Annotated in this window: 8 protein-coding genes; 7 read left to right on the forward strand and 1 reads right to left on the reverse strand. The window is 67.5% G+C overall.

Features of this window, described 5'->3' with window-relative positions:
- Positions 1 to 313: 313 nt before the first annotated feature.
- The gene (locus DBY63_RS23005) at positions 314 to 2,746 is read right to left on the reverse strand and encodes a glucose/quinate/shikimate family membrane-bound PQQ-dependent dehydrogenase (protein ID WP_108582913.1); all 2,433 of its coding nucleotides are present in this window, start codon (positions 2,744 to 2,746) and stop codon (positions 314 to 316) included.
- Positions 2,747 to 3,070: 324 nt separating this feature from the next.
- Between DBY63_RS23005 and DBY63_RS23010 the strand changes: the two genes are divergently transcribed.
- From DBY63_RS23010 to DBY63_RS23040, 7 genes are all read left to right on the forward strand, one after another.
- Positions 3,071 to 4,021 carry an AEC family transporter gene (locus DBY63_RS23010; RefSeq protein WP_081347979.1) on the forward strand — a complete coding sequence of 317 codons (951 nt, stop codon included), beginning with the start codon at positions 3,071 to 3,073 and terminating at the stop codon, positions 4,019 to 4,021.
- 183 nt (positions 4,022 to 4,204) lie between these two features.
- Complete coding sequence (locus DBY63_RS23015) at positions 4,205 to 6,097, forward strand: methyl-accepting chemotaxis protein (protein WP_108582938.1); 1,893 nt, start codon at positions 4,205 to 4,207, stop codon at positions 6,095 to 6,097.
- 120 nt (positions 6,098 to 6,217) lie between these two features.
- Positions 6,218 to 8,107 carry a methyl-accepting chemotaxis protein gene (locus tag DBY63_RS23020; protein WP_108582914.1) on the forward strand — a complete coding sequence of 630 codons (1,890 nt, stop codon included), beginning with the start codon at positions 6,218 to 6,220 and terminating at the stop codon, positions 8,105 to 8,107.
- A 344-nt stretch (positions 8,108 to 8,451) separates the two neighbouring features.
- Complete coding sequence (locus tag DBY63_RS23025; protein WP_108582915.1) at positions 8,452 to 13,308, forward strand: PAS domain S-box protein; 4,857 nt, start codon at positions 8,452 to 8,454, stop codon at positions 13,306 to 13,308.
- Positions 13,305 to 14,246 carry a diguanylate cyclase gene (locus DBY63_RS23030; RefSeq protein ID WP_027601031.1) on the forward strand — a complete coding sequence of 314 codons (942 nt, stop codon included), beginning with the start codon at positions 13,305 to 13,307 and terminating at the stop codon, positions 14,244 to 14,246. Before DBY63_RS23025 ends, DBY63_RS23030 begins: the two co-directional genes overlap by 4 nt.
- A gap of 294 nt (positions 14,247 to 14,540) precedes the next feature.
- On the forward strand, positions 14,541 to 15,551 hold the full coding sequence (locus DBY63_RS23035; protein WP_007161081.1) for an AI-2E family transporter: 1,011 nt from the start codon (positions 14,541 to 14,543) through the stop codon (positions 15,549 to 15,551).
- Positions 15,551 to 15,985: an NUDIX hydrolase gene (locus tag DBY63_RS23040; RefSeq protein WP_108582916.1), complete on the forward strand. Its 435-nt coding sequence runs from the start codon at positions 15,551 to 15,553 to the stop codon at positions 15,983 to 15,985. The genes DBY63_RS23035 and DBY63_RS23040 overlap by 1 nt, the downstream gene beginning before the upstream one ends.
- Positions 15,986 to 15,987: the final 2 nt, after the last annotated feature.

Genomic DNA, 15,987 nt, shown 5'->3' on the forward strand with positions numbered 1-15,987 from the left:
AGAGGGGGAAAAGCGAGAGCTGTGCTTGGTTTGCCCTCTCCCTGGGGATGAGGCGCGGTCTCGACACCGTAGCGTGGAAAACGGCGCAGCCTTTTCCACTGGGGCCCCGGGTGCCAGGGGGCTCTCGTCCCCGCTCCCTTCCGGAAGGAGCAAAGCCCTTTTGATGGAAAGAAAACCCAGGCGAAAAAAATCCCGGCTGGGCCGGGATTTCGGGGTGGGGCGAGGGGGATTCCAACAGGATGTCAAAAATGCTCGAAGCATCCTCGCCCCGGACCCTCTCCCGGAGGAGAGGGGAGCTCGGGCGCGGGCGCCCTTACTTCTTCTCGGGCAGGGCGAAGGCCATCACGTAGTCGCCCTGCTTGGTGCCCAGCGAGCCATGGCCGCCGGCATAGACCAGCACGTACTGGCGACCGTCCTTGCCGGTGTAGGTCATGGGGGTGGTCTGGCCACCGGCCGGCAGGCGGCCTTTCCACAGTTCCTTGCCGTTCTTCACGTCATAGGCGCGCAGGTACTGGTCCAGGGTGCCGCTCAGGAAGGCCACGCCACCGGCGGTGGTGACGGTGCCGCCCAGGCTGGGCACGCCCATGGGCAGGGGCAGCGGAACCGGCGAGTTGTCGCGCACGGTGCCGTTCTTGTGCTTGTAGACCAGCTTGCCGGTGGTCAGGTCGAGACCCGCCACGTAGCCCCAGGCGGGTGCCTGGCAGGGCAGGCCCAGGGGCGACAGGAAGGCCGACAGGATCACGCCGTAGGGCGCGCCCTTGTTGGGCTGGATGCCCTCGGTCTCGCTCTTGCGCGCCGGCTGGTTGGCGATCTCTTCACGCGGTACCAGCTTGGAGGTGAAGGCCATGTAGCTGGGGTTGAGGAAGGCGATCTGGCGTACTGGATCGACCGAGATGCCGCCCCAGTCGAACACGCCGAAGTTGCCCGGGTAGACGATCGAGCCCTGGGTGGACGGCGGGGTGTAGATGCCCTCGTAGCGGTGCTCGCGGAAGGCGATGCGGCACAGCGCCTGGTCGAAGGGCGTACCGCCCCACATGTCGCTTTCCTTGAGGGTCGGCGCGGCCAGGTTGATCGAGGAGACCGGCTGGGTCGGCGAGGTGTGGTCGCCTTCCACCGCGCCCTGGGGCACCGGGGTTTCGGTGATCGGGTAGATGGGCTGACCGTTGGTGCGGTCCAGCACATAGATGCTGCCCTGCTTGGTCGAGGCCATCAGCGCGGGTTTAACGCCGCCTTCGGTCTTGATGTCCACCAGGGTCGGCTGACCGCCCACGTCCATGTCCCAGAGGTCATGGTGGGTGAACTGGTAGTTCCAGCGCACCTTGCCGGTGGCGATGTCGAGGGCGACCACGCCGGCGCTGTACTTCTCGGAGGCCGGGGTACGGTCACCGCCCCACTGGTCGGGCATCTGGTTGCCCATGGGCAGATAGACCATGCCGACCTTTTCGTCGACGGCCATCATCGACCACATGTTGGGCGAGTTGCGGGTGTAGATGCCGTCGGCGGCGATGGGCGCGGTGGCGTCCGGATTGCCGCTGTCCCAGTTCCACACCAGCTTGCCGGTGTGCACGTCGTAGGCGCGGATCACGCCGGACGGCTCGTCGGTGGAGACGTTGTCGGTGACGTGGCCACCGATGATCACCAGGTTGCGGGTCACCGCCGGCGGCGAGGTGGAGTAGTAGCCGCCGGGCGTGAAGCTGCCCATGTTGGCGGTCAGGTCGACCTGGCCGTTGTCGCCGAAGTCGCTGCACACCTTGCCGGTGTCGGCGTTGATGGCGATCAGGCGGGTGTCGGCGGTGGGCAGGAACAGGCGGCGCGGGCAGCTGCTGGCGGCCGGGGTGCTCTGCTCGTCGACCGGGACGGCGCTGCCGGTGGCCGGGCTCTGGCCCGCGGTGGTGGTGCCGGCATAGGTGGCGTCGTCGTGGTAGGCCACGCCGCGGCAGGTCATGTGCGCCCAGCCCTTGAAGCTGTCGGCGTGCTGGGTGCTCAGCTTGGGATCGAAGCGCCAGATTTCCTTGCCGCTGTCGGGATCCACGGCGATCACCTGGCTGTGCGGCGTGCAGACATAGAGCTTGCCGTTGACCTTGAGCGGGGTGTTTTCCGCGGTGGTCTCCTGGGGATCGTTCGGGCCGGGGATGTCGCCGGTACGGAAGGTCCAGGCCGGTTGCAGCTCCTTCACGTTGTTGACGTCGATCTGCTTGAGCGGCGAGTAGCGATCACCGAAGGCGGTGCGGCCATAGGACGGCCAGTCGCCATCGGCGGCGGTCGGCGCGGCGCTCTGGGTGCCGGCGGTGTCGCGGCCCAGGTCACCGTCCAGACGGTTGTAGTTGACGAACTGGGCGACCAGGGCGACGACCGCAGCGATCACCAGGGAGCCGACCAGCGGCAGGCCGCCGCTGCGGCTGTCCAGCGGACGGCGGAACACCGGGATCAGGAGCACCAGGCCAAGGACGAACCAGAGCGCCAGGCGCGGCACCAGCTGCCACCAGTCGAACTGGACTTCCAGTACGGCCCAGGCGGTGGACATCACCAGGAAGAAGGCATAGACCCAGACCCCGCTGGCCCGCCGGATGCACAGCAGGTAACCACTCAGGGCAAGCAGCACGCCGCCGCCGAGGTAGTACAGGGAGCCCCCGAGGGTGGCCAGTTTGATGCCCAGCCCCAAGAGGGCCAGGCCCAGGAGGATGAACAGGATGCCGAGTAACCTGGCAGGCAGGCCTCCCGGTCTCGCGTTGGAAGTGACAGTCATGGCAGCGCTCGCAATGCAATCGTGAAAAGAGACTTCGACTCGATCGACGACATCGCAAATCGGAACCGCATGCGGATCTGTCGTCTGCTACGTCTGAACCTGTTGTCTGTCTTATTGTTCCACCCCTTCGCCGGCTTCCCTGGCAGGAAGTTAGAGCGGTCGCGCTGAGGCGAAGCGGGGGATGGATCGGGGGCGTCGTCTGAATCGGGCGGGTAGATAGTAAGCTAAGCATTGACTGATGTCACTTCGCGATGACGGAAGGAAGGGCCCCGTGGCGCGCCGTGCCTGCTACCATCGCGAGCCGTTTCCGCGATGCCTTCCGCCATGTCCGACGTGCTTGCCCTGGTCCAGGCGACCTTCGACGTCACCGCCCCGGTCTTCGCCCTGGTGCTGCTGGGCTGCGTGCTCAAGCGGCTGGGCTGGATCGACACCCCCTTCATCAACACCGCCTCGGCCCTGGTGTTTCGCGCCACCATGCCGACCCTGCTGTTTCTCGGCATCCTCAAGGCCGATCTCGGCGAGGCGCTGCAACCGCTGCTACTGGGCTATTTCGCCCTGGCCACGGTGGTGAGTTTCCTGGCCGCCTGGGGCTGGGCGATCTGGCGCTGTCCCCATGCCGATCGCGGGGTCTATGTGCAGGGCGCCTTTCGCGGCAACTGCGGCATCGTCGGCCTGGCCCTGGCGGCGACCCAGTACGGCGACTATGGGCTGTCGGTGGGCGGGATCATGGCCGGCATGGTCATCCTCTTCTACAACGTGCTCTCGGCCATCGTGCTGGCGCTCTACAGTCCGCATCTGGAGGCCAACTGGCGCACCCTGCTGCGCAGCATCCTCGGCAATCCACTGATCATCGGCATCCTGCTGGCGATTCCCTTCGCCTATTTCCAATGGCAATTGCCGCGCTGGCTGGACACCTCGGCGCGCTATTTCGCCGGGCTCACCCTGCCGCTGGCGCTGATGTGCATCGGCGCCACCCTGTCGCTGGCCTCGCTGCGCGAGAGCAGCGGTCTGGCGGTGGGCGCCAGCCTGTGGAAGATCGTCTGGATTCCGTTGCTGGGCGTGCTGGGCGCCCTGGCGCTGGGCATCCAGGGACCGGCGCTGGGCATTCTCTTTCTCTACCTCGGGTGCCCGACGGCGGCGTCGAGTTTCGTCATGGCCCGCGCCGCCGGCAGCAATGCCCAGCTGGCAGCGACCATCGTGGTGCTCAGTACCCTGGGCGGGATGCTGACCACCAATCTGGGGCTGCTCCTGCTGAAAGGTTTCAGCCTGCTGTAGGGCACGCCGCCCAGACATCGGCGTTGTGAGAACGTTTATCGGTTGGCGCCAGCTAAAAGTCGGATTTATGCGTAATAGTGCGGCCTCGACCGTCCCCGGTCGATTTGCCCTCTCGATGCCTATCGCAATAAGTATGTGCGAGGAGAGCGGCCGCCCACTCCCCAAGTCTTACGTGTGGTAACCATGAAACGCTCGCTCCAATTCAGCCACAAGATCCTGCTGGCGGCCGCCCTGGTGGTGACCCTGGCCCTGGCCGGCTTCGCCAGCTTCAACGCCTATCTGCAGCGCCAGGCCATCACCCAGAGTCTCGAAGCCTCGCTGGGCGAGATCGGCCGCATCACCGCCGGCAACATCGCCTACTGGCTGGACGCGCGGGTCAAGCTGATCGACAGCCAGGCCCAGGCGCTCAGCCGCGACAGCAGCCCGGCCAACGTGGTGGGCCTGCTGGAAGAGAAGCTCTACACGAGCAACTTCGATTCCACCTACCTGGGAGAGGTCGACGGCACCTTCACCGACCGCCCCCATACCCCCATGGAGGCCGGCTACGATGCCCGCCAGCGCGACTGGTACAAGGCCGCGGTCAGCGCTGGCGGTCCCATCCTCACCGAGCCCTACCTGACCGCGCCGCCGCAGAGCTTTCTGTGCATCACCATTGCCGCGCCGGTCCTGCAGAACGGCAAGCTGATCGGCGTGGTGGCCGGCGACCTGGTGATGGACAGCCTGATGAAGATGATCACCTCGCTGGACGCCGGCGGTCTGGGCGAAGCCTTCCTGGTGGACGGCGACGGCAAGATCCTGGTCAGCAGCCACGCCGACCAGGTGCTGAAATCGCTCAAGGAGGTCTTCCCGGAGCAGACCCCGACCCTGGCCCCGGGCTTCCATCACGTCCTGCAGAACGGCAGCGAGCGGCTGGTGAGCTTTACCCCGGTCGCGGGCCTGCCCTCGGTCAAGTGGTACCTGGCCCTGTCCATCGACCAGGCCAAGGCCTATGCCCCGGTGACCCAGGCGCGCAACCTGGCCATCGTCGCCACTCTGGTGGCGGTGGTCGCCATCATCCTGCTGCTGGGCTTCCTCATCCGCGTCCTGCTGCGCCCGCTGCATGACCTGACCCGCGCCATGGACGACATCGCCGAAGGCGAGGGCGACCTGACCCGCCGCCTGCCGGTGCAGTCCCGCGACGAATTCGGCGCCCTGGCCGAGGCCTTCAACCACTTCGTGGCGCGCATCCATACCTCGATCCGCGACGTGGCCCAGAGCACCGGCGAACTCAACCAGGGCACCCGCCGGGTGCTGGAGGCCTCGCAGTCGTCCATGCAGCAGTCCGACATCCAGGCCCAGCGCACTACCAGCGTGGCCGCGGCGATCAACGAACTGGGCGCCGCCGCCCAGGAGATCGCCCGCAACGCCGCCCATGCCTCCGGCGAGGCCAGCACGGCGCGCGCCCAGGGCGAGGAAGGCCGCGAGGTGCTCGACGAAGCCCTGTACGCCATGCAGGCACTGTCGGCCAAGATCGGCACCAGTTGCGAGCATATCGAGGCCCTTAACGGCAAGGCCGCCAACATCGGCCAGATCCTCGAGGTCATCCGCGGCATCTCGGAGCAGACCAACCTGCTGGCGCTCAACGCAGCCATCGAAGCGGCCCGCGCGGGGGAGGCCGGTCGCGGCTTCGCCGTGGTAGCCGACGAGGTACGCTCCCTGGCCAGCCGCACCCAGAGTTCGGCGCAGCAGATCCAGCAGATGATCGAAGAACTGCAGAGCGGCTCGCGCGACGCCGTGGCCCTGATGCAGGAAAGTCAGCGGCAGAGCGCCCACAGCATGCAGGTGGCCAAGAGCGCCGGCGAGCGGCTGGGCAGCGTGACCGAGCGCATCGGCGAGATCGACGGCCAGAACCAGTCGGTGGCCACCGCGACTGAGGAACAGACCTCGGTGGTGGAGACCCTGAACATGGACATCAGCGAGATCAACCTGCTGAACCAGCAGGGCGTCGACAACCTCCAGGCCACCCTGGCGGCCTGCACCGCCCTGGAAGCCGAGGCCGGTCGCCTGCAGCGCCTGGTGGGTGGCTTCCGCATCTAGCGCGCGCAGGCGGAAAAGAGGGTGCCGCTCCGCTCAAGTCGTAACGTACATGCCCGATAACGAGTGCGATAGCCATGCCCTGAATCCGGCATGGCTCCCTAGCTACGGACGCAGACCTGTATGAAGCGACACCTGAAATTCAGTCACAAGATCCTGCTGGTCGCGGCGCTGGTGATCACCACCGCGCTGGCCGCTTCCGCCGGTTTCAATGCCTATCTGCAACGCCAGGCCATCGACCAGAGCCTGAGTGCCAACCTCGCGGAAACCGGGCGGGTCACCGCCGGCAACATCGCCTACTGGCTGGACGCGCGGGTCAAGCTCATCGAAGGCGAAGCCCAGACCCTGGCGCGCGATCGTTCGCCCGAAGGCCTGGTCGGTCTGCTGGACCAGAAGATCTACACGGGCACCTTCGATTCCACCTACCTGGGCGAAGTGGACGGCACCTACACCACCCGTCCGCTGCGCAGCCTGCCGGCCGGCTACGACCCGCGCAAGCGGCCCTGGTACGCGGCCGTCACCGCCGCCGGCACCACGGTGCTGACCCCGCCCTATATCTTCGCCTCCTCCGGCCAGCTGGGCGTGACCATCGCCACCCCGCTGCAGCGTGACGGCCAGCTGGCCGGCGTGGTGGCCGGTGACCTCAACCTCTCGGCGCTGGTGGAAATCATCACCTCGCTCAACGTCGGCGGCCTCGGCGAAGCCTTCCTGGTCGACGGCGACGGCAAGGTCCTGGTCAGCAGCCATCCCGAGCAGGTGCTCAAGACCCTCAAGGACGTCTTCCCGGAACAGACCCCATCCCTGCAGCCCGGGCTGCACGCCGTCACCCAGAATGGCAGCGACCGCCTGGTGAGCTTCACCCCGGTCAATGGCCTGCCCTCGGTCAAGTGGTACCTGGGCCTGTCCATCGACCAGGCCAAGGCCTATGCCCCGGTGACCCAGGCCCGCAACCTGGCCATCGTCGCCACCGTGGTAGCGGTGATCGCCATCATCCTGCTGCTGGGGCTGCTGATCCGCGTCCTCTTGCGCCCGCTGCATGACCTGACCCGCGCCATGGCCGACATCGCCGAAGGCGAGGGCGACCTGACCCGCCGCCTGCCCGTACAGGCGCAGGACGAATTCGGCGCCCTGGCCGAGGCCTTCAACAAGTTCGTGGCGCGCATCCACACCTCGATCCGTGACGTGGCCCAGACCACTGGCGAGCTGAATCAGAGCACTCGGCGCGTGCTGGAGTCTTCGCAATCGTCCATGCAGCAGTCGGACCTCCAAGCCCAGCGCACCACCAGCGTGGCCGCGGCGATCAACGAACTGGGCGCCGCCGCCCAGGAGATCGCCCGCAATGCCGCCCATGCCTCCGGCGAGGCCAGCACGGCGCGTGCCCAGGGCGAAGAGGGCCGCGAGGTGCTCGACGAAGCCCTGCACGCCATGCAGGCACTGTCGAGCAAGATCGGCACCAGTTGCGAGCATATCGAAGCGCTCAACGGCAAGACCGCCAACATCGGCCAGATCCTCGAAGTCATCCGCGGCATCTCCGAGCAGACCAACCTGCTGGCGCTCAACGCCGCCATCGAGGCCGCGCGGGCCGGTGAGGCCGGGCGTGGCTTCGCCGTGGTGGCCGATGAGGTACGTTCCCTGGCCAGCCGTACCCAGAGTTCGGCGCAGCAGATCCAGCAGATGATCGAAGAGCTGCAGACCGGCTCGCGCGACGCCGTGGCCCTGATGCAGGAAAGCCAGCGGCAGAGCGCCCACAGCATGCAGGTGGCCAAGAGCGCCGGCGAGCGGCTGGGCAGCGTGACCGAGCGCATCGGCGAGATCGACGGCCAGAACCAGTCCGTCGCGACGGCGACCGAGGAGCAGACCTCGGTGGTGGAGACCCTGAACATGGACATCAGCGAGATCAACCTGCTGAATCAGCAGGGCGTCGACAACCTCCAGGCCACCCTGGCGGCCTGTACCGCCCTGGAAGCCGAGGCCGGTCGCCTGCAGCGCCTGGTGGGTGGCTTCCGCATCTGATTCGCGCGAAAAGTCCGCAAAAAGGGAGAGTCGACGTCAGGTCGGCTCTCCCTTTTTGCTGTCCGGAAGGTCAGGAAGACTTGCGTGAATGCCGATCTTTCCTCGACCACTCGTCAGAAACAGTAAAACTAATTAGCGCGTGAACTTGCTCTGGGCTGCCGCTTTGCACGCATCCGCCGCTGCGCTTCAGCCTGGCGGCCGATCCGCGGTATCAAGAAAGCCTTTTTTCCCGCCGATGGGCTAGCTGTTACCGCCAGGTCTGGTGGAGGCCCCGTTCCGTTCGCGCTTCCCGCTCCTGGCATCGCCTAACCAACGGCGTGGCACCTTTTGCCACCAGGGGCTCCATGTTCAGCAGGCTGTGCAAATCCTCTCGCGTACGCTGGAGTCTCGGCGTCTTTCTGTTCGGCGTCCTGCTGACCAGCCTGACCATGCGCCATCTGACCGAGCGCAACGAGCGACAGGTACAGGCGGCCCTCAACGCGGCGGCGACCGACGTGCGCGAGCAGATCGCCGAGCGACTGCGGGTCTATGAGTACAGCCTGAGCGGCATGCGTGACGTCATCGTGGTGGCCGGCGCGGGGCTGTCGCGGGAACTGCTGCAGCACTATGGTCGTACCCACGACCTGAACCAGGAGTTTCGCGGTGCGCGTGGCATAGGTTTCATCCGCCGGGTTCCCGCCGGCGAGGAGGAGCGCTTCGTCCACGCCGCACGCGCCGATGGCTGGCCGGACTTCGCCATTCGCAGCTTCGCGCCCCACGACGGTGACAGATTTGTCGTCCAGTACGTCGAGCCGGTGGCGCTCAACCAGCGCGCCGTCGGCATGGATGCGGCGTCCGAACCGGTCCGCCGTGAAACGGCGGTGCTGGCCATGCAGCGCGGCAGCATGCACCTGTCCGGGCCAGTGGAGTTGCAGGCCTATCAGCCGCCGGAACGTGGCCTGCTGCTGATGCTGCCGATCTATCGTGACGGCCTGCTACCCAAGGACCCGGCGCAACGCGAGGGCGCCACCCTGGGCTGGTCCTATGTGCCGCTGAGCATCGAGGAGCTGTTCGGCAGCCTGCGCCTGGACATTCCGGGTCTGTTGATCCGCCTGACCGACGTGACCGAGCCTGCCAGGCCCACGCCGTTCTATACCCGCGGCGATACCAGTGAGCCGGCGGCCGAAGGACTTTCGGAGGTGGTCGCTACCCGTGATGTCTATGGGCGGCGCTGGCAGATGGCCTTTACCGCCACCCCGGCCTTCGTCGCCGGTCTCAACTTGGTCTCAATACCTCTGGTGCACCTGGTCGGCAAACTGGTCAGCCTGCTGGCTGCCGGCCTCACCTTCGCCGTGCTGACCACGCGCCAGCGGCGCCGCCAGTATCAGCAGGACCAGGCCAACCTCACTGCGGTGGTGGAAAGCTCCTCCGACGGCATCATCAGCAAGGACCTCAACGGCGTGGTACTGAGCTGGAACCACGCGGCGGAAGAGCTGTTCGGCTATCCGGCCAGCGAAGCCGTGGGCCAGCGCCTGCTCGATCTGGTGGTGCCCACCGAGCTGGAACACGAGGAGTGGTGGGTGCTAGAACGCATCGGCCGAGGCGAGCCGGTGCCGCACTTCGAGACCCGTCGCCAGCACCGCGACGGTCACCTGATCGATGTGCTGGTCAGCGTCTCGCCCATGCGTGGCCGTGACGGCCGGGTGGTCGGCGCCTCCAAGACGGTGCGCGACATCTCGCTGCAGAAGGCCGCCCAGGCCGAGATCCTGGCGCTCAACGCCCGCCTGGAAGAGCAGGTGGCCCAGCGCACCGCCGAACTCAGCCAGACCAACCGCCTGCTCGGCGACGTGCTGCGCGCGGCCTCCGAGGTGGGCATCATCGCCACCGACCGCGACGGCCTGATCACCCTGTTCAACGAGGGCGCCGAGCGGCTGCTCGGCTATCGCGCCGAGGAGGTGGTGGGACTCTGGCATGCCAGTGACCTCCATCTGCCGGAAGAACTGGCCACCCAGGGTGCGGCCCTGGAAGCCGAGTACGGCCTGCCGGTCGCCGGTTTCCGGGTGCTGGTGGAGCGCTCCGAGCGCACCGGCGCCGACGCCCGCGAGTGGACCTTCGTCCGCCGCGACGGCGAGCACCGCGACGTCAGCCTGGTGGTGACCACCATGCGCGACGCCGGCGGGCGGATCAGCGGCTACCTGGGCATCGCCTCGGACGTCACCGAACGCAAGGCCGCCGAACAGGAACTGGCGGCCAGCCTGGCCCTGACCCGGGCGATCCTGGACACCGCGGTCAGCCCCATCGTCACCGTGGACAGCCAGGGCCTGGTGCGCTCCTTCAACCCGGCCGGCGAACGCATCTTCGGCTATCGCGCCGCCGAGGTGGTGGGTCAACCGGTCCGCCGGCTGATCCCCGGCTACCTGGCCGGCTACGAAGCGCTGTTCAGCTGCCCGCAGGAGATCCCCGACGACCAGGCCAGCCCGCAGGGCCAGGAGATGGAAGGGCGCCGCGCGGATGGCAGCGTCTTCCCCCTCACCCTGAGCCTGGGGGTGATGTGGACTGACGGCGAGCGCCTGGCAGTGGCCATCATCGCCGACATCACCGAGCAGAGTCGCCAGCGCCAGGCGCTGCTGCAGGCCCGCGACCAGCTGACCATGGCCGCCGACGTCGCCCAGCTGGGCATCTGGTGCTGGCAGCCCGACACCGGCCAGGTGCAGTGCAACGACCGGATGTTCGAACTCTACGAGTGGACCGATGCCCAGCGCGCCGCCGGCATCACCTACAACGACTGGCGCTGCCGCGTGCACCCTGACGACCTGGCCAGCGCCGAAGAGCGCCTGGGCGCCGCCATGGCCGGGCGCGCGGTGTTCGATCCGGTGTTCCGCGTGCGCCGCCAGGACGGTTCGCTGCGCCACATCATCGCCGGCGCCCGCACCGAACGGGATCCGCGCGGGCGGGTGCTGCGGGTGGTGGGCATCAACCGCGACATCACCGAACAGTTGGAGTTGGAGCACCGGCTGCGCGAGGAGCGCACCCGCGCCGACCTGGCCAGCCAGGCCAAGTCGTCCTTCCTGGCCAACATGAGCCACGAGATCCGTACGCCGATGAACGCCGTGCTGGGCATGCTGCAACTGCTGCAGCGCACCGCCCTGGACGCCCGCCAGGGCGACTACCTGACCAAGGCCCAGCAGGCGGCGCGTTCGCTGCTGGGGCTGCTCAACGACGTGCTGGACTACTCCAAGATCGAAGCCGGCAAGCTGCAGCTGGACGTCCATCCCTTCAGCCTGGAGCAGGTGCTGCGCAACCTGGGCGTGGTGCTTTCCGGCAACAGCGGCGAGAAGAACGTCGAGATCAACTACCACCTGGACGCCGGGCTGCCCACCGCCCTGATCGGCGACAGCCTGCGGCTGCAGCAGATCCTCATCAATCTGGCCGGCAACGCCCTCAAGTTCACCGAAGCGGGACAGGTGCTGGTCAGCGTGCGCCAGCTGTCGCGAGCGGACGGTCAGCTGCGCCTGGAATTCTCGGTGCAGGACACCGGCATCGGTATCAGTCCGGCCCAGCAGGAACAGCTGTTCCAGGGCTTCACCCAGGCCGAGGCGTCGATCAGCCGGCGCTTTGGTGGCACCGGCCTGGGCCTGGCCATCTGCAAGCGCCTGGTGGAGCTGATGGATGGCCAGCTGCAGGTGGAAAGCGAACTGGGCGTGGGCAGCCGCTTCTGGTTCGATGCCGCCCTGGCGGTGGATAGTCAGGGCGAGGCCCAGCTGGCGCCGGTACGCCGACGGGTGCTGCTGGCCGACGACAACACCCTGGTCGGCGAGGTGCTGGTGGAGACCCTGGCGGCCCTCGGCTGGCAGGTGGATCTGGTCACCAGCGGCGCCGCCGCCCTGGCGCGGGTCGCCCAGGCCCAGCAGCAGGCACAGCCCTATGAGGCGGTGCTGATGGACTGGCGCATGCCCGACGGCGATGGCCTGCTGGCGGCCCGGCAGTTGCGCGAGCGGCAGGCCGACAACCGCCCCAAGGTCATCATGCTCACCGGCTTCGGTCGCGACTTCCTTACCGAGGCCCAGCAGAGCGACGACGCACCCTTCGACGACTACCTGACCAAGCCGGTGACCCCGGCGCAGATCGTCGAGGTGGTGGAGCGCGCCCTGGGCGCGGAGATCCCGGCCGGCGTGCACGCCGCCGCGGTGGTCGACGAAAGCCATCGGCTGGCCGGCCTGCGCCTGCTGGTGGTGGAAGACAACGCCCTCAACCGCCAGGTGGCCGCCGAGCTGCTGCTGGCCCAGGGCGCCCAGGTGGAACTGGCCGAAGGTGGCCTGGAAGGCGTCGAGCGGGTGCTCTCCGGCGCGCCGCTGGACGTGGTCATCATGGACATGCAGATGCCCGACATCGACGGCCTGGAAGCCACCCGCCGCATCCGCGCCGACGGGCGCTTCCGCACCCTGCCGATCCTGGCGATGACCGCCAACGCCTCCCACACCGATCGCGACGCCTGCCTGGCCGCCGGCATGGACGACCATATCGGCAAGCCCATCGACCTGGAATTGCTGGTCGCCCGTCTGCGGCGCCTGACCGGCCAGGAGGTGAGCGTCGCGCCCGCCGCCGCACCGGTCGCCGAGGATCGCCAGGTGGAACCCCTGAGCATCGTCCTGCGCCGCTTCGGCGGCGATGCCCGGCTATTCGGCTCGCTGCTGGAACGCTTCGCCGAGGATTCCGCCGGCCTGCTGGAAAGGCTCGCCCAGGCCTGGCATGCCACTGACAGCGAGGCGGCAGTGGCGGTACTACACTCCCTCAAGGGCAGCGCCGGCACCATGGGTGCCCAGCGCCTGGCCGCGCGTGCCGCCGAGGGCGAACGCGCCGGCAAGGCCGGAGCGGGTGTCCCCACGGAGGTGGCGGTGGAATTGACGACCCTGCGACAACTGCTCGACGAAGCCCTCGGCGAATTGCGCGGCGCCCTGGCCGAGGTCCTGCCGCCGCCCGTCATTGCCGAAACCACAGCCGCCACCCCCACCGACACCCAGGTCGACTGGCGCGCACGCCTGGACGAACTCGAAGAGTTGCTCAGCCAGGGCAATCTCGACGCCCTGGCGCTGATCGCCGAGCTGCCCGTGCACTGCCGCGCCGAAGCCCAGGTGCGCTACGACCTCTTGCGCGCCCAGGTCGAGACCCTCGACTTCGCGGCGGCGCTCACCACCCTGCCTGACCTGAAGGAAGCCCTATGACTCCGCCGACCGCCGAGGCCGCCGGACGGCGCAGCAAACCCAAACTGCTGATCGTCGACGACCAACCGCTGAACATCCGCATCCTCCACGAACTCTTTCGCCAGGATTGCGAGACGCTGATGGCCACCAGTGGCGCCCAGGCCCTGCAACTGGCCCTGACCCAGCAGCCGGACCTGATCCTGCTCGATGTGATGATGCCCCAGCTCGACGGTCACGAGGTCCTGCGCCGGTTGCAGGCCGATCCGGCCACCGCCGCCATCCCGGTGATCTTCGTCACCGGCCAGGAGGGCCCCGACGAAGAGGTGACCGGCCTGGAGCTGGGCGCGGTGGATTTCATCAGCAAGCCGATCAACCCCGTCATCGTCCGCGCCCGGGTGCGCACCCAGCTGACCCTCAAGGCGCAGCGCGACGCCCTGCGCAGCATCGCCCTGGTCGACGGCCTCACCGGCGTCGCCAATCGCCGCCAGTTCGACGAGGCCTTGCTGCGCGGCTGGCGCCAGAGCCAGCGCGAAGGCACGCCCTTTTCGCTGATCCTCATGGATATCGATCACTTCAAGGCCTACAACGACCACTATGGCCACCTGGCCGGCGACCAGTGCCTGCGCCAGGTGGCCCAGGCACTGGGGCAGGGGCTGTTCCGCCCCTACGACCTGCTGGCGCGCTATGGCGGCGAGGAATTCGGTTGCCTGCTGCCGGGCACCGACCTGGAAGGCGCCACCCAGGTCGCCGAGCGACTGCTGCAGCAGGTGCGCGACCAGCGTCTGACCCATGGCTATTCCTCGGTGACCGGCTACGTCACCCTGAGTCTGGGCGTGGCCACGGCGCTGCCGCCCACCGCCGTCGATCCGGCCGCCCTGATCACCGCCGCCGATGCCCAGCTCTATGCGGCCAAGCACCAGGGCCGCGCCCGGGTCTGCGCCGCGGAACTGGCCGGCTGAGGCGAGGGGTGCCGAAGCGCCCGCTCGGGTAATGCCGGGTAACAGAGGTCCGGGCTTTCTTCGTGGTCCAGTGTGGTGTTTCAGAAGTTCGCGCAAGAATTGGCGAGTGATTTTTGTTTGTGGGCGAGGCGCCGGGACGAGTCATAGCAGGGCTATGGCGAGGAGGGGCAACGACGTCCAAGGACAAAAAGCGCCGGCAAAATTGCGTAGATAACTTTTGAAACACCACACTAGGCTGGGCGGCGAGGCGGCAGACTGTCAGACTGCGGGCAGGGATTCTGCCGCCGGTAATCTATGTACGCCTTCACGCAACGCCAGGCCATCTTGGCCAGCTGGATCATCGTCTTCACCGCGCTCTATCTGGTTCTCCCGCTCAAGCTCCTGCCCAGCCTGCTGGCCGGGCTGCTGGTGTACGAACTGGTCAACACCCTGGCCGGGCGCCTGCAGCGTCATCTGCCCGGCGGGGGCGCGCGCTGGCTCGCCGTGGCCCTGCTCGGCACCCTGGTGGTGAGCCTGCTGACGCTGTTCTTCGTCTGGTTCACCAGCTTCATCATCCAGGAGGTGCAGAACCCCGGACGGCTGCTGGACAAGTTCATGGTGCTCACCGAGCGCGCCCGCGCCCAGTTGCCGCCCTCGCTGGACGCCTACCTGCCGGCCAACGCCGACAGCATGAAGCAGGAGCTGGTGGAATGGGTGCGCGCCCATGTGGCGCAACTGCAGCTGTTCGGTCGCGATGCGGCGCGGACCTTTGTCATCGTGCTGATCGGCATGATCCTCGGCGCCATCGTCGCCCTGCAGCCCACCCCCGATCCCGAGCGCCTGAGGCCGCTGTCCGGCGCGCTGCTGGTGCGTCTCGGCCTGGTGGCCCAGGCCTTTCGCAACATCGTCTTCGCCCAGATCAAGATCTCGCTGCTCAACACCACCCTGACCGGCATCTTCCTGCTCGGCGTGCTGCCGCTGTTCGACGTCCACCTGCCGCTGGCCAAGACCCTGGTGATCCTCACCTTCATCCTCGGCCTGCTGCCGGTGATAGGCAACCTGATGTCCAACACCCTGATCTTCATCGCCGGCCTGTCGCTGTCGATCTGGGTCGCGGTGGCGGCGCTGGGCTACCTGATCGCCATCCACAAGCTGGAATATTTCCTCAACGCCCGCATCGTCGGCGGCCAGATCAGCGCCCGCTCCTGGGAATTGCTGGTGGCCATGCTGGTGTTCGAGGCGGCCTTCGGCCTGCCCGGGCTGGTGGCGGCGCCGGTGTACTACGCCTACCTCAAGAGCGAGTTGAAGGCGGAAGGGCTGGTGTAATGGGCGGTCAGATCCGCGTCCTGGCGCTCTGCATCCTGCGTCAGGACGACCGCATCCTGGTGCGTGAGACGCAGGATCCGCATGATGGCCAACGCTTCTGTCGGCCCCTGGGCGGTGGCGTGGAGTTCGGCGAAACCAGCCAGGCGGCGGTGCGCCGCGAGATCCGCGAAGAACTGGGCGTCGAGCTGACCGAGGTCAGGCTGCTGGGCACCCTGGAGTCGCTGTTCAGCTACGCGGGACGGCCGGGCCACGAGGTGGTGCTGGTCTACGCCGCCGATTTTGCCGATCGGCAGCATTATGCTCAGGCGGAGCTGCCCGGTCAGGAGAGCGATGGTGAAGCCTTTATGGCTACCTGGCGCTCACTCGATTCCTTCGACGACAGCTGTCGGCTGGTACCCGAAGGCCTGCTGGCGCTGCTCGCCAGGGCTACCTGAAG

It is taken from the genome of Pseudomonas sp. RIT411, assembly GCF_003057735.2.
Taxonomy (GTDB): Bacteria; Pseudomonadota; Gammaproteobacteria; order Pseudomonadales; family Pseudomonadaceae; genus Chryseomonas; species Chryseomonas oryzihabitans.